Raw genomic sequence first — 22,441 nt, forward strand, 5'->3', positions numbered from 1 at the left:
TCACGCTGAATTAAATTTTACCAGTATAAGCAATGACTAACCTTTGTCGTAAATTGGCAAACAAATAGTTGTATCACATAATCATAATGCTGATGCCGATTCACGTTGCCATTACGCGTAAAGTTTTGCCTGGAAAAGAGGATGAGTTTAAGGAGGCGCTGCGTCGTTTCCTTGGAGAATCTTTCCTGCATGGAGGAGTGGAAGGCGCCGGTATGATCACAGCAATGCCTGGTACTGAGGGAAGAGAAATTGGTATCCTCAGGACTTTTGCCGACGAAGCCGAGCGAGATGCTTTTTATAATTCGGAATTGTTCCGAAACTGGGAAGCTTATGCATCCACCATTACAGAAGAACCGGTTTACCGGCAACTCAATGGCCTTGAAGCATGGTTTCGTTCTCCTCAACCTCCGCCAAGATGGAAAATGGCAATCGCCACACTTTGCGGAGTTTATCCTACCAGCTTGTTTTTAGCATTCGTGTTGACTCCGTCCATTCAGCCATTTCCCTTAATGCTTCGTCTTTTAATTATTGCCGCCTCCATGGTTGGTTTGCTCACCTGGGTGGTGATGCCACAGGTTATCAAAGTGATGAAACCATGGCTTCGGAGTTCTGATTAGTTGAATTTGAAACTGAGAATTATAAAACAATGAGCAGTTTTCAGCATATCCACTGCGTTACATGAGTGGTATATATTCATAAACTCGTTTGATTTTGGATGAAAAATTTACCCGTTTTTTGATGACGTTTATTCAAACTTAAAATCTATTTTTGGACGGCTTATTATTTTTAAAAACGCGAGTTAATATCTTTGATACGCCGAATTGCATGGAATTTTAGATTAGCCAATGATAACTTATGGTTCTTAAGTCTATCAGGATGATGAGTACCTAAGGTAATTTTAATCATCGGCAGAGAATCATTTTTTTATCAAATCGCCTTGCTATGGAGCATTTATGTAAACCTTTAATTGCCATAGTGGATGATAGTGCTGTGGTTAGGACGTTTACCGCTTTTCTATTAGCAAATCATGATCTTGAAGTATTGTTCGATGCTGAAAATGGTCAGGATTGTATTGACAAAATGCATCAGGCTGAACAGCTTCCAGATATAATAATTCTGGATATTGAAATGCCAGTGATGGATGGTTTTCAAGCAGCTGCAATTTTAAAGAAAAGCTGGCCAGATGTTAAAATTATCGCCTTTTCACATAAAAATGACCAGTTGTCAATGGAAAAAATAATGGCCGCAGGCGCAGTGGCATTTGTGACCAAGGAAAAAGATATTACGGAAAAATTAATTGAAATTATTAACGGGATCTGGAATCAAAGTCAGAAAGGAAATGCGTCTTGATCCAATTCATTACATATTTCTTTCAGCCACTTAAAGTTATGTTTTCGGGATTTTTGATTCTGTGCAAATAAGTATACCTTAAAACTTGGGTAGTGTTTATTATCCTTATTTGTGTCCCTCGTAAGCCCATGTACCATTACTTTATCTCTTCGCAGCTTCATACTCATTATCTGAGCATTTTTTTACGGGTTGGTACGAAGAATTACTGCTATCAAAAGTATTCTCCGTTATAAATTTAAGCGTTGAAAAATAATAATTTTAAACGCTTTGTTTATATTTGACTTCAATGAGATCAAGCGCAGCGCAATCTAAAAATAAACATGGCCAAAAATCTTTCAACTCTTAACTTAAATGCTTCTGTTCAACAAGTTTGGGACGTGCTTACAAAGCCTGAACTTGTAAAGTTGTGGCAGTATGGGAGCGAATTGATTACAACATGGGAAGTTGGCAGCGGTATCAGATTCAGCGTTGGCTGGGATGGTAAAATTTTTGAGCAGTGGGGTGAAATACTAGAAATTCGTCGAAATGAATTGATCAGATATAGCTTGTTTGCCCCGCGTCCGGGTCTTGAAGATAAACCGGAAAATTATTTTATTATGAGCTACATCTTGACTGGAGAGAGCGGAAACGTGAGACTTGAAATTTTGCAGGAAGATAACAGACCGAATTCAGTTCAGGAAGAGCCTCAGGGAGAAGAAAATCCTGTTTTTAAAATGTTAAAGGGTATTGTAGAATCTGATGGCTAGGTGAATGCTGACAATAGATTAAATATTTTTGAATGAACCTTCCGGATAACTACATTTCTTACTACCAAATACCAATCAATTTTCAGGTTTTTAGATCAGCAAATCGTAAAATCTTATGAATGGATTCTTCCGAATTCTTTCGTGATCGCTATGCTTGCCAAATTTTTTTGGCCCTTCTTCACTATATATTATAGGGACTATTAATTAAAATGTATTGCATTTAGCCGCAGAAATGTCCGTATAGTCCCTTGGTAGTTCTTTTAAGAATGAAAAAAAGCAGCGTAAGTCTGTTTATCAAAAGTCACCGGAGGACTCAAAATTTCTAAGGAGAATTATCGTTGAAAAATGTAAAAACGTAGAGTTATTTCATGTCGCGGGTCATATTATTAAGAGATTTTGTTGGATACAGTCGCTAAATTGTGAAAATTTGGCAAAAAATAAAATAGGTATATTCTTCGCGAAATTTTATTGAAAATCTGTGGAATCCCTTGAAATCGATATGGTAACTTATTTGGGCAAATCAGCTATTTGACAGCATCAGAAGTTTTATATTGAAATAACCCCGGCTCAACGTTAAAATAAAAAAATGAAAGTAGATTTACAGGAACGAATTGACAGATTAGAAAATATTATCAGGGCATCCGAGCTGGGTACCTGGGAGTGGAATTATCAAACTGATGAAGTAATATATAATGAGCACTGGGCCGCAATACTTGGATACAGTCTTGAAGAATTGATGCCGATTGTAAAAGACAGATGGCAAAAATTGATTTATCCGGACGATCTGATTTCGTCTTCCGCTGCATTGGATGATCATTTTAATAGGAAAACCGGCAGCTATCAATGCGAAGTCAGACTTCGGCATAAATCGGGGCATTGGGTTTGGGTTCTGGATAAAGGGAAAATAGTCAGCCGGAATAGTGATGGTATACCCGAATGGATTATGGGCTCACATCAGGATATTTCTGACAGAAAAAGAAGCGAACTTTTGCTTGAACAGCATAAAGAACTTTTGCAGATCACCAAACAGGCGGCCCTGATAGGTTCGTGGGAACTTGATTTGCGGTTGATGAAAATTACCTGGGATGATGTTACGGGCAGTATACACCAGACTCCCGCTAATTACATTCCCGAATTCAGGGATCTGAAAAAGTTTTATTCAGGTACCGGTATTGCTTTGCAGATTGTAACTGCAATAAACAAAGCGAAAAAAGTTGCCCAGAGCTTTGACATGGAATTTCAGATCCTGACGCAGGAAGGAATTCTGAAATGGGTAAGGCTTATCGGAGTACCTTTTAATGAAAATAAGAAATGCACACGCATATCTGGCCTTATTCAGGACATTGACCAAAAAAATAAAATGATCGGTGCGCTTGCTCTTCAGGAGCAGCAGTTTCGGCAAACTTTTAAGCATGCAGCCAATGGTATGGCGTTGCTGAGCCTTTCGGGGAACTGGCTTCGGGTAAACGAAAGTCTTTGCGACTTATTGGGTTACAGTCAGGAGGAACTTTTGAAACTGACATTTCAGGATATTACCTATAAGGATGATCTGGACGAGGACCTTGGATTAGTACGAGAACTTCTGGATGGCAGGATAAAGAATTATAATATGGAAAAACGATATTTCCATAAAAACGGAAGTATCGTATGGGCTTTGCTATCTGTTTCTATGGTCCGGAGCGACCAGGGCGAACCGCTTCATTTCATCTCTCAAATCAATAACATTACAGAAAGGAAACTTCTCGAACTTCGCTTGCAGAAAACGAATGACCGTCTGAAAGCAATTTTGGATGCCAGTACGCAGGTAGGCGTTGTTGAAACCGGGCTGGATGGGACGATACAGATATTTAATAAAGGCGCACAGAATCTTTTGGGTTACTCAGAAGCAGAACTGGTAGGAAGAAATACACCTGAAATTTTTTATCCCCAAGAAAAAATAAAAGAAAGAGATGTTACTTTCAAATCAAATACGATATCCTCAGGTTTTGGACGGCTTGTCGGCGTTGTAAAAGGTGCAAATTTTGATACGCGGGAGTGGAAATATATCCGGAAAGATAAATCGCAGTTTTCAGTAAGTGTGACAGTCACTTCGATCCAGGATTATCTTGGGAGTCCTAAGGGATATCTTTTTGTTTTTTTTGATATTTCCCAGCTCAAAGAGGCTGAGATGAATGTCAAATCACTACTTGAAATGGCTCAGCATCAAAACAGGAGACTGCTGGATTTTGCTAATATCGTTTCCCATAACCTTCGTTCCAATGCTGGCAATATCACCATGCTGCTTGCACTGCTTCGTGATGAATTTCCGCAATCAGCCGATAATGAATATTTTCCGATGCTTGAACAATCGGCTAATAATCTGCTGTCGACGATAGGGAATCTGAAAGATATCGTTTCGGTAAATTTTTCAACTGAGAAAAACGCGTCCCGTTTAAATATTTTAAAATTTGTTGAACAATGCCTGGGAAATCTCAGCGCATTTATTCTGGAAAGTAATACCAGGATCTGCCTTGATATTAGTGCGGACCTTGACATTAACGGCACGGCAGCTTATCTGGAAAGTATTCTGATTAATCTTTTGTCCAATGCGATTAAATACAGATCCGCCAGCAGGCCTCTTGAAATTTTCGTATCAGCCAAAAGGGTAGCAAATTTTGTTGAAATCAATGTCCGTGACAATGGAAAAGGCATTGACCTGAAAAAATACGGCGCAAAGTTATTTGGGCTTTACAGTACTTTCCATGGTAATAATGATGCCCAGGGAATAGGGCTGTTTATTACAAAAAGTCAGATTGAAGCCATGGGTGGAACTATTGATGTGATCAGCGAGCCAGAAGTAGGTAGTACTTTTTTAATTTCACTTTTAAGTGCTGATAATTAACCTTTTATTTTAAGTTGCCGGGCGTTCAGAGAATCGTAATGTTTGGCCAGACAATGATATAATATCAACTCGTAGGCTCGTTGTTTGGTATTAAAAGTGCGGTTAACACTCATGTGGATCAGACTGGAAAGTATAGAGAAATACTGTACGCGGTCAGATAAGTTTTCGGAAAGCCTGTTTAGTGTGTCTTGCAGCAAAGGATTGATATTGGCTTTATCAGGTTCAAATACATGATCTATCATGTTTTTGAAATTACGGTAATGCATGCCCAGTTGTTTACGAAGCGTACTATTACCTTCAAATTCTTTGAAGAAATTCTCTTTGAGATTTTCCATTAAAAAAACACATTCGGAAAGTGCAAGACCTGAATTTTCCAGTAACCTATTGATCCGCCGTATAGAAAGTTCAAATCGTGCGATTTCGTCGGGAATGTCCTCGAGAGAAGAAATTGATTCCAGAAACCACATACTGTCCAGATGAAATAAATATTCGCAAATTTCTATTTGTTCTTGGCCATATCTTTCCAGTTCCCGTTCGTAAGTGTCAAGCTGGATTTTATAGATAAGACCGTTTTGAACGTAAGGTTCGAGTGCTTCTTTAATAATATCAATCACCTGATGATAAAACCCATTCTGCTGTTCACCCCGGAATCGAAATCTCAAATGATAAGCAGGGTCCTGATATCGGACAAAGAAAAATTGAGTCACTACGTTTTCCTCCAATAAGCAGCTGATCAGTGGATGTAATAACAGTAGTAGTTTATCAGAAGATTTTTCTTCACAATAAATCTTAAAATATAGCCATTCACTGCCAATGGAAAAACTCCGCTGTGGATTTTTTTTAAAAATTATGCTGGAAATCCCTTTCAAAGGAGCGGCCGTAGTATTCCAAAGTGGAATAACAATTTCATTGACAAACCGTGCTTCGTCCTGACGTAAAAGGCTGTTATCTGAGGAGAATACTGTCTCGAAAACACGGATTTCCTTATTTTTATTTATTTCCTGCAACAGAATCTGTATGGAAAGGGAAATGCGCGTATCAATTAAAAGCTCATTATCACCGGAAGCGATAACAAACTTAGACGGCAAACCCATTTTTTTTAGTTTTTCAGAAACAGAATCCATTAGAGTAGATTTAAAATCATGTTCCCGCAGAAGCCAGCTTTCTCTGCTCACGATCATGTTTTTATATTTTACACGGGGAAGGTGCGGCTGATTACTAAAAATTGACCAGTCCCAATTCATATTCAGCTCGGAATCCTGCACCTGTAATTCACACAAAAATTTGTAAATAGGAAGTCCTTTGGTAAAATTATGAGCATTGGAAAGCCGTGGAATAATGCGTCTATTCAAACGCTTTGAGCGGAGGATAATCTTTTCATTTACTATGGATATCATCAAATCCTGAACAGGAATCTGAAAGTTTTTGTCGACAGAAGCTTTCCCCATGTAAGGGATTTCGTAGCGATGCAATACGGGGCGTGTCATAATATTGCCAGCTCCGGAATCCGGGCAATGAACAATTTCTGCAAAAATAACTTCCGGGCTATTTTGTTCTTCTAATTCCGTTAACCTAATTAAATGTTCACTTAGCATGGTGTCTGCCTCATGAAAACGACTTAAAATATTCACAGCTGAAGGTCCGCTGCAAGTCAAAAGATTGAACAGAAAATCACCCTGGTCAGCTGCCTCTCCGGACTTGGCCAAAAGATTTCCTAGAACATAAAAGCTAAAAGGTAAATGAGAAGTCCTTACCAGATCATTTTTTTTAAAATCTTCAAGATCATCCAGATCCGTATCTGTAAGCTCGATTTCAGACAACTGATTCTTCAAAAAAACAGTGTATTTATCAAGCAAAAGATTTTGCCACCATTCAAGTTGTTGTGTTTTTTGTTTTTTCTGGCTATTTGGAAAAGAAAGCTCTTCGATCATGGGCGTATAGCTGGCGCCAAGCATACTTTGAAGGCCATACCCAATACCAGTTTGATGGTCCAGAGCCATTGTCAGTGAAACTTCCTGTTGCTGATATCGATCCTGAAACCTTTTTTTGAATTCTTCAAGATCAGGATTGCTCTTCGGCCGGTTTAAAACAAATAATCGGGAAAGCTGCTGTGTGATGGTAGAGACTGTTTTTTTCGATAGCTGGTTGTTCTCGCTCAGCGCAACCGTATCAACATGGACAAGGTCTTTTTTGATAGTTGGAATTCCAAGAAAGTCGAGTTTTTCGTTAAGATTTTGATACATCTGAACCCGGTTATCCTGCTGACTGAGAAGTTGCAGGAGGGAACTGAGGTGGCCGGTAAGTAGGTGGGTATGATCTAAAAGAGCTATATTTTCAATCATGGCATCCAGGTAGCTTGCACCAGTAACATTTGGTTCCAGCTCAGATACAAGGATTCTATTTTCAATCAATTCGTCGATAAAATCATATGCTTCAACGGCTTCAATCTCATGATTTTGAAGTAGCGTTAATAGTTCAGGTATTTTAATGCCGTCCCTGGCCTGGTTTAAAATGAGAGTCAAATACTCATTTTTTTCCAAAGAGCTGATGAAATAATTCCTCTGCTCTCTATCTACTACCTGTTCAATATAACGGAAATCATTTCCTGCTGAATAAAGCGAACTGTTCACAGACAACGTAAGCTGCATTCGAACACTTTGCTGCCTTATCAGCCATTCTTTTACAGCAATCATACACTCCATATCCAGGCGCGTATGTTTAATAAGTACATCTTGCCCACTGACCTGCATATCAGTTCCATCCCCGATTATACCGGTTGTGGCAAGTGCAAATAGGCCGTAAGGAGTAGAGCGGGTACTCATCCTTACCAGGTATTTATAAAGTGTAATTTCCAGTTTATCAGATTCCGAGACTTTTTCGTCATTTATCCACCTTACGTACCGTTCATATAAAACACCAGAAGCCAGATAAATTGCTTCCTGAGCAATAGGATTATTTTTATACCAATTTTTTAGTACATCACTGCCTCTATCTTGTAAAAACTCGTGGTGAAATTTCTCAAGCTGATCAACTGCTATAACGGGTCGCCGAAGCATGAACAGGCCAAAGTGAGAAAGCATGGTATAAAGGCACTGATAAATAATATGTCAAAAAAAATTAAGATATAAAGGTTGCAACATAAAAATTGAAAACAATTTATTCTTAAATTAAAAACCTGATACATTACAGATTTCAGGCGCTTTTTCTGCAATACGCAATATCCTTGAATTTTTCCAATGCCCTTTGAAGATTCGCCGGGGGGAAGGGTTCTTTCAAAAAGTATAACGGATCCAGTCTATACCCGGAAAAAAGATATTCGGGATAGGAGGCTGAAATAATAAGTGCCTTTTGCTTTCGCAGTTCCGACAGAATACTTTCCGGAACTGCCATTTCAGGAGAAGGCAAACTTGCGAAAACCAAGTCATAAGAACCCGTTTGAAGTGTGCTCAAAGCTTCCGCTGAATAAGCACCGGACCAGGTGAGTTCTAGACCACTCGTCCTGCGTATAAAACTTTCCAGAAAGCTGTCGGCAAGCCACCACTTTTTGATAAGAATACACCTATACGTTGGATTTGGATTTATCTGAAAACTGGAATCAATGGTGTTCGACCAGCTAACCGTGTTCACAGTAGAAAAGAGGTCATGCCCGTGTTATCTTTCGATTGCTGAGAGCCGTTTTTAGAACTAAGTGAAGTGATTCTTTCTTTTTTAAGAACAAGACGTTTGCTGGCAGCTGCGGATGTAGTTGATTTCGATTGCATGGTTATGTAAGGTTTTGAAGTTTAAATTAACGTTTGAATTCACATAGTCTTTGTGACTGAATGATGAAACGAAGCTAGCGTTTCTATTCAGCCTGTGTAAATAATTTAGACGTAGAGGTAGGCGTTTTTCGATAAGCGTTAAATTATTACCGATAAACTCACTGGTCGGGAAATTGTATCAGTGGGCATCCAGGAAGATTCGAAGCGTGACTTCGTATTCTTTTTCAGTAGTTTGAAAAGAAAGGTCATGTACGTCGGCGTAGAGCATGCTCAGGCGCTTACGGGTATTTGAAAGGCCAATGCCACCGGATTTTTTTGAAGGAGTAATGAAGATGGGCGTTTTGCTGTTTTCGGGAAGACTGTTTAATACCGTAAAGTAAAGCGTGTCATTTTCAACAACAGCCGAAATGTGAACATACGATGATTTTATACTTAGATTGACTCCATGTTTAAATGCATTTTCCACCAGGGAAATTAAAAGAAGCGGGGCAATTTTATGTCTTCCTTCAATTCCTTCGGTATCTATTGAAATTTTAACCAGATCGGAAGAATGCCTGTATTTTTCAAGGTCAAGGTAATTTTCGATGTATTCTATTTCTTCAATCAAAGGCACCCTGTCCTCATTCACACCGTAAAGACTATATCGCATCAAACCGGATAACTTAAGAACCAGATCCGAAGCCTGATCGTCCACATCCAGAGTCCGGTTATAAATACTGTTGAGCGTATTAAATAAAAAGTGCGGATTAATCTGGGACTTTAAAAAACTAAGTTCTAGTGCCAGATTATCTCTTTCTAGTGCCAGATTATTATTTTTGAGTGTCATATTATTTTTCTGAAACTCAATCATATCTTTGAAATATTTGATACTCAAATAAATAGTGGGGACCTCAAAGCTATACCAGAAATTCCACGAAGCCACCTTTGGCATTGTAAAACAGCCAAACCATCCGGCCTGAATGAGAAATAAGCTATAAACCTTCTGTATCCATACGTCCTGATAGTTGCCCGATGCGTAGCCGTCACTGTAAGGAAGAAGATGCCTCACAGAAAAATAATTACTCCAGTATATTAATAGAAAAATCGCCAGGAAACTTAATGCAAACGATATAACCTTCTTTTGGTAAAGATATCGGGGGAAGATAAAAAGGCTAAAACAGTAGTAAATAAAAAGGGTTTGAAAAAAGAAAATTAAGCACAAGATATTTGTAATAAACAAATTATCCCGTGTAAAAGGGCCGATGGAAAAATATTTACTGATTATCCAGGTGAGAGCGCAAAGAAGAAGATGAAAAATAATAACCCCCGCTTTATTATTATCAAAAATCGTATGCAAGCTGAGTTTATTTTCCATCTGAATTCTCATTTGTTTTCAGCTGCTTTTTTTAAGGCCTCCAGCACAACATCTCTGTAAGTTATCCCAATGTCGACTTTTTTACCGTCTATTGTAGTAATTTGATTTCCGTCAATTTCTTCAATGGCATTGATTCTGATAATATTGGAGCGGTTTACACGTATAAAACGATTTACAGGAAGCATGGTTTCCATTTTGGTCATGGTATTGAGGGTAACAATTGTTTTACCAGGCAGGAAAATCTTAATATAATCTTTCATAGCCTCAATCAGCAAAATGTCTTCCGGTATCACTCTCACAAGCTTTTTATCTTCTTTGATGAGAAGAAAGTCACTTCCATTTTGTTCTTTTCTGGTAGGTGAAGGCAATTTTAACGGCATTGCTGCGGCAAGATCGGGCTGTTTTATTTCTTTATTCTCCGTTTTTAATGCAGGTAGTTCTGTTACTCTGTTTATAGCTCTTATAAATCTTTCAAAAGAAACGGGTTTCAGCAGATAGTCAGTCACCTCATGTTCAAAACCTTCCAGTGCGTAATCAGAATAGGCGGAAAACATTAATATCTTGGGGCGCATATTTCCTTTTAATGATCGTATAAATTCGAAACCGTTCATTTCCGGCATTTCTACATCCAGAAATATTAGATCTGGCTTAAGTCGCTGCATTTGGAAAAGGGCGTCCACCGCATTCCCGAATTCACCTACCACTTCTAAAAAAGGCACACGGGCAACAAATTTTCTTATGACTTCACGAGCACCCGGCTCGTCATCAATGATAAAACATTGTAAAATAGCACTCATAGTCCATGATTCATCTGTTCGTCTGAAATTTTACCGCATTGGTCGAATAATAGCAAAACTGGTCGAAATTGTTTTAGTTCCACAGTCATAACACATATTTTTAGTACGGAAATAGTATTATCAATTAGAAAGGACTCAATATTAGTAATGGAGATTCCTAGTGTGTTAAACTCATTTTCTTTTGTTAAAGGCTATTATCATGTTCTTAACATTTGAATGTAAACATAATATTAATATACGCTACTTTTAAACATACTGAATTGTAATATTTCTTAGTGATAGTAACACAGGATGTTAACTTTGAAAATATAATTTTTCAGATAACTGTAAAGATAAAATAAATGCTCAACGTTATGATGGTTAAATAAGGTTTTAAGTTTTTCACGAAATTGAAAAACTGATCCTATAGTGTGTGCGTAGTGAGGAACAGGATTGCATTTTTTGTAATCCTGTTTTTGTTGATAGTGGTTTTCAATTCCAGCTCCTTGTGTGAGACATATTATCTAACGCGTATGCATAGTATTTTTCTGCTTAAAGCCTGTTAGCATGTAAATTCCAGAACCAATGGATAGTTTATTAAAAGTGCATGACATACAATAGATAATTGAATAGTCCAATCAGTTTCTCTGCCTAAATGCAGGCTCAAATTAAAAAAGTAATTAAAATATTAAGCGGATAGCATTGGTTTTATAATGCATAGCCCTGATAATTATAATTAGCAGGTGTAACAGGATAAGGATAGGGGAGATTTATTTTGGAAGCATATGTCAAAAAAAGCAGACCAAATTCGTATTTGGTCTGCTTTCAAAAAAATGATCTATTGTTCCAGGCTTACACCTTCTTTGATCTGACTAACAAATTCAGGAGATGGCTTGAAGTATGGAATGACATGCGCATCAACAATAATAGTAGAATTAAGAGCAATATTTCTGGCAGTCTTTTGTGCTCTGTGTTTGATCGTAAAACTTCCAAAGCCTCGGAAGTAGACATTTTCTCCTTCACTCAATGAATCTTTGATCGTCACAAAAAAGGATTCAACTACTTTTTCAACGGTGTCTTTGTCAATTCCTGTCCGTTCTGTTATTTTGGAAATGGTTTCTGCTTTTGTCATGCGGTCTGTATTGTGGGGTAAAACAAAGTGCAAAGGTAAGGCTTTCTGCTTTAATACACAGGTTTTTAGCAGTAAAAGTCTCACCACCTATTTATATTTCAGCTTCTTGAAAAATACTATGGCGAATTATAAGAGGTAAAATATTAAAAGTATTTCAAGCGAAAATAACAAGCATGCGGGTAAAGTGTTAAAGACGATCCAGTGATTTTGCGAAATCCACAAGTACCGCCTTGTCCTTTATTACAGCCATAAAACCAGAAATATGTCTGAATACAAACCCATCAAGTGAGGCAACACTTTCAGGAATGACGGCAACATTGGTATCAACTGTTTGAATCTGCCAGCCATTGGAATGGGGCAAAATGGCAAAAATATGTTCTTTCTTATCTTTCCAAACGGTAGAAAACTGATCAAATACCGCGACGTTATTATCCAGAATGGTCCGGAATTGATAGTCTGATTCTGATTTTGCCTTTTTAACGGACGAATAAATTTCATTCCCGATTATCTCCTGAGCTACCTCAGTGGCCTTTAAAAATTGCTTGTATTGCACCGCAGCATCTGTCATATCCCGGTTAAAACCACCTAGAATACCAGACGTATTTTTAAATCCTTTTGGAAGTGTAGACCAAAGTTCAAAAATATTGTCACGATTGGTATCCATTACATCAATAGACGAAATAAACCGTCCGAAATAGGCTTGTGCGTCAATCGGGCAGATTTCATTTTTAAAATGTTCGTAAACAAGGCCGGCGGCAGATAAAAGTTCTTTATTTTGATGATGATCAAAATTGAGCATCTCCGGATCGTAAACTCCGCCTACGTCCAAAACCAGAATATTGCTATCCGGAACTGCTTCTGCAAGTACTTTTGGATCACGGGTACGCTTTACTTCGAATTGAAAACCTGCCTGACGAAGAAGGGCCACAGCAATGACTTCATCGGCGTGAAAGGCTGTGTCATGGGTAATGACGGTAGAAAAAGACATAAATATTCTATAAGATTTCTGCTAATTTAATCAATTGATCCATTCAGATATTGAAACATAGATAAGTTAGTTATTATAATTTGTATTAAAATTATACGATTCGGGCTATCAAAATATCGTTAAAGCATTGATTTTCTAATTACTTATCCAGTGCGAAAAGGGTAATAGAAAAATTCTTATTCTTGTTAGTATTAATCTTTTTCTGTAAGGCTATATAGCTAAAATTTATTGTTATTTAAATATAAATTATTATTAAATTTATAATGTAATTCATTTAGCCCAATAGATCATGAAAAAGATCGCTATACTTCAATTGCTTTTCCTTCTCTTTACGACTGCTTTGTCCTGTACAGACCATCTTCCACCAGAAAACCCTTCGGGTCACTTACGTGTAAAAAGTATAACGCAGACACATCCTAATGATAATGGTGTTGCCAATGTTACCGAGTTTTATTACGCCGCCGGGAATCAGTTGAGTTATCTTAAATCTTATCAGACACCTGATAGCAACCTGGCTGTGAGAGCACGGACAATTTATAATTTTGACGATAATCTGCTTTCTTCGGTTGTACGGAATTTTAGCGATATGAAGTCTGAAAAATATCAGTTTACCTATAATCAAAACCGACAATTTAATAAGCTCGATTATACTTCAACAAGCGACGATTTTTATAATATGACTTTTGATTATAATGGAAATGTTTTAAAAGAAAGTAAAAGAAAATTTAGTTTTTCATCTATTTCGTTCGAAAAGGATATTCAATACAATTTTAATGGCAGTAACCTTCAAACAGCAAGTTCTACAACGACCTTTACTAAAAACGTTTCTTCGGTTACCAACTCAACGTCTTCATACACATATGACGACAAAATAAATCCGTTCTATGGAAATTTTATAATTCCAGCACCAAATGGACCAACCAGGCCGTCGCAGGGAAATTCTACTTACTATACTTTTTTCGGGGGAGTAGATAATGTCCTTTCTTTAAGCGAAAATAATATTCTTTCAGAAACCACAACTGAAAATTATACAACAACTTACGAATATACCTATAATACTGATGGGCTTCCGCTTACACGGGTTACCAAGCAGAATAATGGTCCTGAGAATTCAAATGCTGTTACTGAAACTTTGCTCTTCGATTACGAGACTTACTGAACCATGCCAATTAATTTTGCCAGATTGTACATTGAAGTAAGAGTACAGTCTAAACAATAATTTAAAAATAGTTTGTTGGTATGTATGTACATATCGTTTTCTGATTTATCTTTATTCGAAATATGAATGAGATATATACAATTTTCTATGAGATTGTTACAGAAAAGCTACTTTATTCTTCTTGCTGCATTACTTGCATCCTGCGCTGCATCGCATAAGAATTTTCTTAAATATGTTGATCCAAACATTGGAACAGCGCATAGTCGCTGGTTTTTTTATACACCTGCGGCCGTGCCTTATGGAATGGCCAAGCTTGCGCCATCTACAAATGGGCATTATGGAAATGCGTCAGGGTGGGAGGCGGTTGGATATGACACCAGACAAAATTCAATCGAAGGTTTTGTGAATTTTCACGAATGGCAGGTAGGAGGTGTGAGTTTTATGCCGTCAAACGGAATTTTAAAATTGAAACCTGGTAATTTGGAAGGACCCAAAACAGGCTATCGTTCCGGATTTGATCGTAAAAATCAGGTGGCTGAACCTGGATATTACAAAGTGCTGCTGGACGATTATCAGATAACCGCGGAACTGACCGCTACAAAAAGAGTTGGTTTTCACCGCTATACTTTCTCGAAAAATGATCAGTCGCATATCATTTTGGATATCGGAAATAAACAGGGAGAAAGCGGCGAGGTAACGGATGCCGCCTTGAAAATGGTTGATGACACACATTTTGAAGGTTATGTAAGTACTTATCCAAAATATGTAGCGCTTTACGATCCCGAGGGAAAAGTGTCAATGTATTTTTATGGGGAGATAAGTAGAAGGCCTAAAAGTGTCACAGCGTTTACATCGGATGAGGTTTTTGAAAATAAATCATTTTCGGAAGGTAAAGGCGCCGGCCTTGTATTAAATTATGCAACAGCAGAAAAGGATCAGGTTGAAATTAAACTAGGGCTTTCCTATACCTCAACGGCCAATGCCAAAGAAAACCTTGTGGCAGAGGCTTCCGGTCTTAATTTTGACAAAGCCAAAGAAAATGCTCAGAAAGTATGGCAGCAACAGCTGGGGAAAATCGCTTTAACGGACACAAATCAGCGTAACAAAATCAAATTTTATACCGGGTTATATCATGCTTTATTGGGTCGGGGAATTGCCAGTGACGTTAACGGATCCTATCCAAAACATGGCGGACTTACTGGGAAGTTACCCAGCACCAATGGTATTGAAATGCCGGAATTCATGAATACCGATGCCATATGGGGCGCATTTTGGAATATCACGCAGCTCTGGTCATTATCTTACCCGCAATGGTATGGCAATTATGTCTCTACACAGCTCCAAGTTTATAAGGACAAAGGCTGGTTTGGCGACGGTATCGCAAACAGCGAATATGTTTCTGGTGTAGGAACCAATTTCGTAGGCCTGGCCATTGCGGGTGCATATAATGCAGGTATTCGGAATTACGATGTGCAGCTTGCTTATCAGGCAGTGAAAGAAAACGAAATGAACTGGCAGAACAGAAAACCGGGCTCTGGGAAAATGGATACAAAGGCCTTTATGCATTATGGTTTTGTTCCGTTTCTGGATCGCGATAAAACCGATTCAACAGGTTCGCATTATTCGGCTTCTCATACTTTGGAATATAGTTTCAGTGCATTTGCCGCAGCACAAATGGCGAAATCCTTGAATAAAAATCAGGATTACGACGATTTGATAAAGTACTCCAACGGATGGAAGTCTATTTTTAATTCTAAAAATAAACTGATGCACCCCAAAAACGCTGATGGGTCTTATATTGAAAAGCTTGATCCCTATGAACCCTGGCGGGGTTTTCAGGAGGGAAATGCGGTACAATATACTTTTTACGTTCCGCAAAATCCGGCCGGATTGATTCAGGCAATGGGAAAGGATATTTTCAATGACAAACTCGACAGCATTTTTTCTTCGTCTGAAAAATCGGGTTTTGGCGGAGGAAAACAGATTGATGCTTTTGCTGGGATCAAATCCATCTACAACCATGGTAACCAACCCTGTCTGCACATAAGCTGGCTGTTTAATTTTTCAGGAAAACCATGGCTCACCCAAAAATGGACCAGGCTTATTTGTGATGAGTTTTACGGTACCGAGCCTATTCACGGATATGGCTATGGACAGGATGAAGATCAGGGGCAGCTTGGTTCCTGGTACGTACTGGCATCGCTCGGTTTGTTTGATGTGAAAGGATTTACGGACGCCCGCCCAATCATAGAATTAGGAAGCCCGCTTTTTAAAAATGCTGTGATAGAGCTCGGGAACTCAGGAAAACTTACGATTAAAACAATCGATAATTCGGCAGAAAATTTATTTATCCAGTCAGCAAAGTTCAATGGCAAAGAACTGGATAACTGCTGGCTATACCGTGACGAGCTTATGAAAGGCGGTGATCTTGAATTTACAATGGGAAAGGAGCCAAACAAATCCTGGGGAATAGCCACACCGCCACCGTCCGAACAATAACTCTGAAGAATAATCATACATCGAAAAATGACTATTTCCTGACTACCTCTGACCACAAATGACCATTTCAAATCTTCCCCTTCAGCCTGCTAAGTGTCTCCTGTGAAATGTTAATATAGGAAGCAACCAGTTTATTAGGCAGGCGCATGACGATGGCAGGATTTTGATCTAAAAGCAGCCGATAACGTTCTTTTGCATCCATTGTCACAAAAGACATAAGCCGGTTGGTATTATTGACATAGGCTTTTTCAAGATAGATTCTGTAAAACTTATCCCATGAAGGAATGATTTCCAGAAGATGATAAAAGTCTGTTTGAGTGATATAAAGAAGTTCGGAATTTTCGACCGCCTGGATGAATTCCTGTGATGGCTCCCCTGTGATGAAACTGACAAGCGCGGTAGCAAAATTGTTTTCAAATGCGATATATCTTGTAGTGTCTTGGCCTTGTTCATTGTTGAAAAAAATCCGCAGACAGCCCTTGCCAACAAAAAAAGTACGTTGACCGACCTGGCCCTGACGTATTAAAATTTCATTTTTTTTTGCTGTGTACTGTTTGAAATAGGTAAGTATAGTTTCAAGTTCGGAAGGAGTTACCTCGATTCTTTCATTTATGTATCCTTTAACCTGGTCAGTTATATTAATCACGGTTTTGAACAGAATTTTTCGGCCAGTTTTCGGGCATTTGGAATAATTAAAAATGCAGCTCCGTAAGCCACAGGCAACATAACGCTCCATGCGCTTATAAACTTGTAAAACCAGTCCTGGCCAAATCCATAATTGCGTATCAACCCGACAAAGGCCATGATCAGCGTCATGGGAATCACTACAAATAGGGTATTAATGTACTTAAAATATTTCTGTTTCATTTGAATTCATTTTTTGCTTTGGAAGTGCAAAGGTGCCGTTCTGACTGGCAGTAAACATTGATCTACGTCAAAAAATGAAAGTATAGTATTAATTTGGGTGAGACTTCGGTTAATGCAGGGTTAGAATTAAAACTTTTTTTATAAATGTTTTCCGTTACAAGATGTGGGTTTTTAAATTATAAATCAGAAGGTAAATAAATTTCAAATACAGACCCATTGCCAGGCTGGCTGGTTGCGGTTATGGCTCCTCCATGTTTTGTTACTACCTTTTCGCAAATCGCTAGTCCAATACCAGTCCCATCAAATTCACTCTTGCCGTGCAGCCGTTGAAATGCCTGGAAAATCCGGTCGGCATATTGTTGTTCAAAGCCGATTCCATTATCGGCCACAGATATCAAATGGTATGATGACGCCCAGCGGGAAGGTTTAACATACGAAGGGATATCTTCTGTTTTAATTAACCCGTATTTGATGTTAATACATGGTGGTTTAGTGGAATCGCGAAATTTCAGCGCGTTGCTAATGAGATTCTGAAACAATTGCCCTAACTGAACTTTATTGCCATTAATTACAGGGAGCTGGCCCACCTGTATCTGTGCGTGGGTTTGATTAATGCTGTATTCCAGATCGGACAGGGTTGCGCTCAATACATCTTGTAAAGAAATCTGCTGTGCATCCTGAGGATTGTTTGAAATACGGGCAAAGGTCAAAAGATCGTTAATGAGAACCGACATACGGGTTGCAGCAGATTGCATCCGATCCAAATATGTAAGTGCATCGTTAGACGAAGAATCATATTTCTTTTTGAGAAGATCCCCAAACTGTTGTATTTTTCTTAGAGGTTCCTGGAGGTCATGGCTGGCAATGTATGCAAACTGTTCGAGATTTTGATTTGAAAGATTCAGCAGATGATTAGCCTCTGCGAGATCGTCATTTGTGGCTGCAAACTCTTCATTGATGGCGCCCAGTTCTTCATTGGTAGCGGTCAGCTCCTCATTTGCAGTTTCCAGTTCTTCGGTACGTTGCTGTACGAGCTGTTCCAGGGATATCTGAATATTGCGCTGCTCTGTTACATCTAGTGCGGTACCACTCAAAAGAGCTGGCTTTCCTTGTGAGTCATAAAAAACACGGGCCTGCGTTTGTATAATAAGTTGCCTGCCGGTAACACGGTTGATAATAGGATGTTCGTTTTTATAAATTCCGGAAGAACCCGGCGTTATTACATCTTTCACAGCATTTTCAACAAACTGACGATGCTGATCGGGTACATAATTATAGGCCTCCTTTTCGCTGATATTATCAATTTCTAATCCAAGCCATTCCATAAAACGCCCCGAATAACTAAAACGTCCGGCGCTGATATCCAAACTCCAGGTAGCCAGTTCCGCAAGCTCGATAGCGCCACTCAGCTGGTGCTGAGAATCTAAAATCTGCTGACGGGCTTTGACCTGTTCTGTTACATCAATGGCAATATCCAGAATCGCATAAACATTTCCGGATTCGTCAAAAAGCGGGGAGTAGGTAATGTTATAAAAATTGAAAGTCATTACACCGTTTCGAACAATGTTGACTTGTGCCCCCGGGCTCTGAAACATTGTTCCAGTTGTATATACGTCGTCTAGTATTTGGAGAAAAGCCTGGTTTTCAAGTTCCGGCATTATATCGGCAAGTCGCTTTCCTGCAATATTACTACCCTTTCCGACAATATCAATAAAGGCTTGATTAGGCAGTTGAACGACCAGGTCTCTGCCTACAAAAAGTCCCATTGCTGCCGGTGCATTAGCAATGATAGATCTCAGCTCCGCTTCCCGGCTTTCTATTTCTTTTCTGGCTTTTACCTGCTCGGTGACATGTGTTGCTATAACCAAAACGCCTGAAATACTACCGTCCGTTTCAATATTTGGCTGGTAGGTTAGATCCACATAAATCGTTTCCAGATTTCCATTGCGCAAAACATTTACCGATGTTTCGTGGGCAACATATGGCACTCCTGTAGCTATGACCTGCTCCATAAGTGTATCAAGCCCCTGGCCACGAAGTTCCGGCAGTATTTCAAGCATGGGTTTGCCAATTAATTGGTCTGATGACCTTCCCAAAAGTTGACCACAAAATGGATTTACCATGGTAAAAACCAGATCCTGCTTCGTGATCATAGCAATGGCGACAGGAGATTGCTCGAAAGAGGCGAGTATTTTTCGCTCACTTTCTTCAATGCGTTTTTGATATAAAACCTGCCTGGTAATATCAACTGCCATATTTAGAATGGCATAAACTTTTCCTTCTGTATCCGTCAGCGGCTGATAGGTAAATTTAAACCAGAAGGCCTGAAGTTTTCCATCTACCACCAGATCCACCACTTGCTGATCAGTTTCGTATATTATTCCGGTGTCATAAACATTTTCAAGAATTCCGATAAATGGCTGACCTTCCAGTTCTGGCAGTGCTTTTGACAATTCGGTACCAATCACCGCTGGTGTTTTTCCCCATAGCTCTATCATAGCCTGGTTGGCTGTGTCGATGATCAGGTCCCGAGATTTGTAAACCGCAATCGCAAAAGGTGCTTGCTGGATGAGCCCTTTAAAATGGGCTTCGCTATTTTGAAGTTGCTGCTGTTGAAGTTTTTCTTTGGTAACATCTTGTGCAACACCTGAAAACCTGATCATTAAATTTTGGTCATTATATTCGGCTTTTCCAGTAAATCTCACCCAGCGTAAAATTTTGTCCTTCGCTCCGATTGTGCGGTAGGTAACATCATATTCTCCGGAATATCCTGGGGTCATTGCTAAATTTCTGGCCTCGGCAACCCAGTCATGATCATCCGGATGAATATGGGTAAGAATTTCTTCTAAAATCATGTAATCGTCTTCTAACCCGAATAAATCTCGGCATCGCTGGTCCCAATGCACAATTCTTGTTTTGGGATCAACTTCCCATACGCCAAGTTTTGCCGCTTTCAACGCAAAATCCACACTAAGGCGTTCATTTAGTCCATGATGATTGGTAGGCTTTAATTTCCCGTTACTCATCGGTTGAATGCATTATTGGTTTGAAAATTAAAATAGTTTTTGTTTCAAATTTTCGTGCCTGAATTGGTACAATTATATTTTAAAAAAACCTTGAAACGAGTTTGTCTGCAAGTTCCATAAATTGATCGTAGCTATTTGGTTTTGCAATGAAATCATCAATTCCTTCCTTATAAGCAGATTCCACAAGTCTTGGATCGGCCGATGTTGATATCATCACAGTAGGAACTGCTGCATGAAATGGATTGGAACGTATGGCAATCAGGGTTTCGAGTCCGTTCATTCTTGGCATATTCATATCCAAAACAATCAAAACCTGAGAAATAAATTGTTTTTCCTGAATAGAAAGTAATAAATCAGAACCATTTTCGGCTTCAACAATCTTAATATCAGGGTCGATCTTTTTTATTGCATCAGAAATAAGGTAACGGTCGTCGGGATCATCATCAGCCAGGTAAATTGTTTTTGAATTCATAAAGCCTGCTTGGCAAATTATATTTTTAATTGGGGTTTACTAAAATTCAATGGAAATTATTCCATCCACATTTTAAATACTTACTGCTTCCAAAGTTTTATAATCTTACTTTTTGTAAGCAACATCAAATTTAACCTGCGTTCCATCCGGAAGTTTTGGAACAATTGCGAAATATTCAACGTGTTGTCTGGTGATGGATACTCCTTTCGTACGCACGACTTCAATATGGTATATCAACTTGCCGGCGCCGCAATCACTTGTGACCAACTGACTCACTACATGTGCCGCTGAATCTGTAAAATAACTGCCTGCCAAAAGCATTTTCGAACCAAAATCGATGTCCTGGTTACGGTTGGCAATATATCTTTCGTATTGCTGCTGAGAAGTTATGACCAAATTGACCACCGAATTAGTATCTAAAACGGCTGCTGATAAGCCAGAAGCAGGATTTAGGTCCTGATAGCTTAATACGCCTTCGGTGCAGGCTACGACAGTAGGCTCGTCGGATTTACAGCCATAAAACACACTTACTACTGTACCGAAAACTAAAAAACTAAATAAGTAAATACTTAAAGCTTTGAACTTCATACTAATGAAAAATGAATGGTACTAAAAATTCAATTAATTCTATTGATTTCTGATATTCCAGCTACCATTTCCAAACTAAGGCGGCAGTGGTAATATACTAGAAATAATTTGCAAAGATAAGGATGCAAAAACTCATAATTCTGGCGAGAACAAAAAGAAAATTTTAAGCGTATTTATTCCTTTTTCAGATACGACATTGCCAATTGATCAGGATTCTTTCAATTCATCAAGTAATTCAGAGTATTTGTCGATTTTACTTTCAAAATTTCTTATCCCTGTTTCGTAAATAATCTTCAAAGAAAGTAAATCATCAATATCGGCCTGATATACTGGATCGGCCTGATCTGGTTCGGGCAATTCAGGTAATAATGCTATCAATTTAGTCAATGACTCCGTATTTTGTTCGAGCCGGTACTTGTTCCAGTCGATCATTTGTTGATATGCTTTTTGTATGGAATTTGTTTTCATGGTTTTTGATGGTTGAAAATATCGAATTGAAAATATTATTAAATAAAACTGTGCCTTTTATATCCCGGATTATTTACCTCTGATTTTTATTCAGCATTTTGAGAAATGAGCTTATTTTCCTTTTACATCAACAATCATCCATATATCATTTAGTAAGCAATAGCCACGGTAAACATTTGGAAAAATATTTTAAATTAGCTTCATGCAAACCGTCTTTTAACCTATTTGCATAAAAACAGATAATTCAAACCCGTTGGGTGAAATTATGTGATTTGAATTTTGATATTGTTTATATTCCTGTTGAATATAAATTTATTAAGGTATTGAATCAAAGTTAAGGACGTAATTTTTGCAAGAATTCTTGTTCTAAATCC

Annotated in this window: 19 protein-coding genes and 1 pseudogene; 6 read left to right on the plus strand and 14 right to left on the minus strand. The window is 38.5% G+C overall.

The window, feature by feature from the left end; all coding sequences use genetic code 11:
- Window positions 1-92 precede the first annotated feature (92 nt).
- The 4 genes from FZF08_RS28815 to FZF08_RS28830 all read left to right on the plus strand — a co-directional run bounded on the left by FZF08_RS28815 (window position 93) and on the right by FZF08_RS28830 (window position 4,977).
- On the plus strand, window positions 93-617 hold the full coding sequence (locus FZF08_RS28815) for an antibiotic biosynthesis monooxygenase (protein ID WP_159477355.1): 525 nt from the start codon (window positions 93-95) through the stop codon (window positions 615-617).
- A gap of 325 nt (window positions 618-942) precedes the next feature.
- Window positions 943-1,350 carry a PleD family two-component system response regulator gene (locus FZF08_RS28820; RefSeq protein ID WP_159477357.1) on the plus strand — a complete coding sequence of 136 codons (408 nt, stop codon included), beginning with the start codon at window positions 943-945 and terminating at the stop codon, window positions 1,348-1,350.
- A gap of 320 nt (window positions 1,351-1,670) precedes the next feature.
- On the plus strand, window positions 1,671-2,096 hold the full coding sequence (locus tag FZF08_RS28825) for an SRPBCC domain-containing protein (protein ID WP_159477359.1): 426 nt from the start codon (window positions 1,671-1,673) through the stop codon (window positions 2,094-2,096).
- Between the two features lie 586 nt (window positions 2,097-2,682).
- On the plus strand, window positions 2,683-4,977 hold the full coding sequence (locus FZF08_RS28830) for a PAS domain-containing sensor histidine kinase (RefSeq protein WP_159477361.1): 2,295 nt from the start codon (window positions 2,683-2,685) through the stop codon (window positions 4,975-4,977).
- Here the strand turns inward: FZF08_RS28830 and FZF08_RS28835 are convergent.
- The 7 genes from FZF08_RS28835 to FZF08_RS28865 form a co-directional block, all read right to left on the minus strand.
- Window positions 4,974-8,057, minus strand: a complete 3,084-nt coding sequence (locus FZF08_RS28835) for a lantibiotic dehydratase (RefSeq protein WP_159477363.1) — start codon at window positions 8,055-8,057, stop codon at window positions 4,974-4,976. The genes FZF08_RS28830 and FZF08_RS28835 overlap by 4 nt on opposite strands.
- A gap of 112 nt (window positions 8,058-8,169) precedes the next feature.
- On the minus strand, window positions 8,170-8,604 hold the full coding sequence (locus FZF08_RS28840) for a hypothetical protein (RefSeq protein WP_159477365.1): 435 nt from the start codon (window positions 8,602-8,604) through the stop codon (window positions 8,170-8,172).
- The gene (locus FZF08_RS28845) at window positions 8,601-8,738 is read right to left on the minus strand and encodes a hypothetical protein (protein ID WP_159477367.1); all 138 of its coding nucleotides are present in this window, start codon (window positions 8,736-8,738) and stop codon (window positions 8,601-8,603) included. Before FZF08_RS28845 ends, FZF08_RS28840 begins: the two co-directional genes overlap by 4 nt.
- 178 nt (window positions 8,739-8,916) lie before the next feature.
- A complete protein-coding gene (locus tag FZF08_RS28850; protein WP_159477370.1) occupies window positions 8,917-9,786 on the minus strand; it encodes a sensor histidine kinase in 870 nt (289 codons plus the stop codon).
- Between the two features lie 314 nt (window positions 9,787-10,100).
- Window positions 10,101-10,889, minus strand: a complete 789-nt coding sequence (locus FZF08_RS28855; RefSeq protein WP_159477372.1) for a LytTR family DNA-binding domain-containing protein — start codon at window positions 10,887-10,889, stop codon at window positions 10,101-10,103.
- An 817-nt stretch (window positions 10,890-11,706) separates the two neighbouring features.
- Window positions 11,707-12,033 carry an HU family DNA-binding protein gene (locus FZF08_RS28860; protein WP_255463763.1) on the minus strand — a complete coding sequence of 109 codons (327 nt, stop codon included), beginning with the start codon at window positions 12,031-12,033 and terminating at the stop codon, window positions 11,707-11,709.
- Window positions 12,034-12,187: 154 nt separating this feature from the next.
- The gene (locus FZF08_RS28865; protein ID WP_159477376.1) at window positions 12,188-12,988 is read right to left on the minus strand and encodes an MYG1 family protein; all 801 of its coding nucleotides are present in this window, start codon (window positions 12,986-12,988) and stop codon (window positions 12,188-12,190) included.
- A 289-nt stretch (window positions 12,989-13,277) separates the two neighbouring features.
- On the opposite strand from FZF08_RS28865, the gene FZF08_RS28870 reads away from it, so the two are divergent.
- Window positions 13,278-14,147 (plus strand): hypothetical protein, encoded by an 870-nt coding sequence (locus FZF08_RS28870; protein WP_159477378.1) that lies wholly within the window; start codon window positions 13,278-13,280, stop codon window positions 14,145-14,147.
- 147 nt (window positions 14,148-14,294) lie between these two features.
- A complete protein-coding gene (locus FZF08_RS28875) occupies window positions 14,295-16,646 on the plus strand; it encodes a GH92 family glycosyl hydrolase (RefSeq protein WP_159477380.1) in 2,352 nt (783 codons plus the stop codon).
- Window positions 16,647-16,713: 67 nt separating this feature from the next.
- On the opposite strand, the gene FZF08_RS28880 is transcribed toward FZF08_RS28875, so the two are convergent.
- From FZF08_RS28880 to FZF08_RS28910, 7 genes and pseudogenes are all read right to left on the minus strand, one after another.
- Window positions 16,714-17,292, minus strand: a complete 579-nt coding sequence (locus FZF08_RS28880) for a Crp/Fnr family transcriptional regulator (RefSeq protein WP_200837189.1) — start codon at window positions 17,290-17,292, stop codon at window positions 16,714-16,716.
- On the minus strand, window positions 17,289-17,513 hold the full coding sequence (locus FZF08_RS28885; RefSeq protein ID WP_159477382.1) for a DUF2798 domain-containing protein: 225 nt from the start codon (window positions 17,511-17,513) through the stop codon (window positions 17,289-17,291). Before FZF08_RS28885 ends, FZF08_RS28880 begins: the two co-directional genes overlap by 4 nt.
- 176 nt (window positions 17,514-17,689) lie before the next feature.
- Entirely contained in the window at window positions 17,690-20,539 is a 2,850-nt protein-coding gene (locus FZF08_RS28890) for a PAS domain S-box protein (RefSeq protein WP_159477384.1), read from the minus strand.
- Window positions 20,540-20,618: 79 nt separating this feature from the next.
- On the minus strand, window positions 20,619-21,011 hold the full coding sequence (locus FZF08_RS28895) for a response regulator (protein ID WP_159477386.1): 393 nt from the start codon (window positions 21,009-21,011) through the stop codon (window positions 20,619-20,621).
- A gap of 105 nt (window positions 21,012-21,116) precedes the next feature.
- A complete protein-coding gene (locus FZF08_RS28900) occupies window positions 21,117-21,599 on the minus strand; it encodes a hypothetical protein (protein WP_159477388.1) in 483 nt (160 codons plus the stop codon).
- A 207-nt stretch (window positions 21,600-21,806) separates the two neighbouring features.
- The gene (locus FZF08_RS28905; RefSeq protein WP_159477391.1) at window positions 21,807-22,067 is read right to left on the minus strand and encodes a hypothetical protein; all 261 of its coding nucleotides are present in this window, start codon (window positions 22,065-22,067) and stop codon (window positions 21,807-21,809) included.
- Window positions 22,068-22,330: 263 nt separating this feature from the next.
- Window positions 22,331-22,441, minus strand: a pseudogene (locus FZF08_RS28910) (IS982 family transposase); the annotation flags it as partial.

Origin of the sequence: Dyadobacter sp. 3J3 (genome assembly GCF_009801115.1) — a bacterium.
Lineage (GTDB): Bacteria > Bacteroidota > Bacteroidia > Cytophagales > Spirosomataceae > Dyadobacter.

Coding starts and splice junctions, on each gene's coding strand:
- FZF08_RS28815 (WP_159477355.1), top strand. CDS start 93: ATGCCGATTCACGTTGCCATTACGCGTAAAGTTTTGCCTGGAAAAGAG.
- FZF08_RS28820 (WP_159477357.1), top strand. CDS start 943: ATGGAGCATTTATGTAAACCTTTAATTGCCATAGTGGATGATAGTGCT.
- FZF08_RS28825 (WP_159477359.1), top strand. CDS start 1,671: ATGGCCAAAAATCTTTCAACTCTTAACTTAAATGCTTCTGTTCAACAA.
- FZF08_RS28830 (WP_159477361.1), top strand. CDS start 2,683: ATGAAAGTAGATTTACAGGAACGAATTGACAGATTAGAAAATATTATC.
- FZF08_RS28835 (WP_159477363.1), bottom strand. CDS start 8,057: ATGCTTTCTCACTTTGGCCTGTTCATGCTTCGGCGACCCGTTATAGCA.
- FZF08_RS28845 (WP_159477367.1), bottom strand. CDS start 8,738: ATGCAATCGAAATCAACTACATCCGCAGCTGCCAGCAAACGTCTTGTT.
- FZF08_RS28855 (WP_159477372.1), bottom strand. CDS start 10,889: ATGAGTGCTATTTTACAATGTTTTATCATTGATGACGAGCCGGGTGCT.
- FZF08_RS28865 (WP_159477376.1), bottom strand. CDS start 12,988: ATGTCTTTTTCTACCGTCATTACCCATGACACAGCCTTTCACGCCGAT.
- FZF08_RS28870 (WP_159477378.1), top strand. CDS start 13,278: ATGAAAAAGATCGCTATACTTCAATTGCTTTTCCTTCTCTTTACGACT.
- FZF08_RS28875 (WP_159477380.1), top strand. CDS start 14,295: ATGAGATTGTTACAGAAAAGCTACTTTATTCTTCTTGCTGCATTACTT.
- FZF08_RS28885 (WP_159477382.1), bottom strand. CDS start 17,513: ATGAAACAGAAATATTTTAAGTACATTAATACCCTATTTGTAGTGATT.
- FZF08_RS28890 (WP_159477384.1), bottom strand. CDS start 20,539: ATGAGTAACGGGAAATTAAAGCCTACCAATCATCATGGACTAAATGAA.
- FZF08_RS28895 (WP_159477386.1), bottom strand. CDS start 21,011: ATGAATTCAAAAACAATTTACCTGGCTGATGATGATCCCGACGACCGT.
- FZF08_RS28900 (WP_159477388.1), bottom strand. CDS start 21,599: ATGAAGTTCAAAGCTTTAAGTATTTACTTATTTAGTTTTTTAGTTTTC.
- FZF08_RS28905 (WP_159477391.1), bottom strand. CDS start 22,067: ATGAAAACAAATTCCATACAAAAAGCATATCAACAAATGATCGACTGG.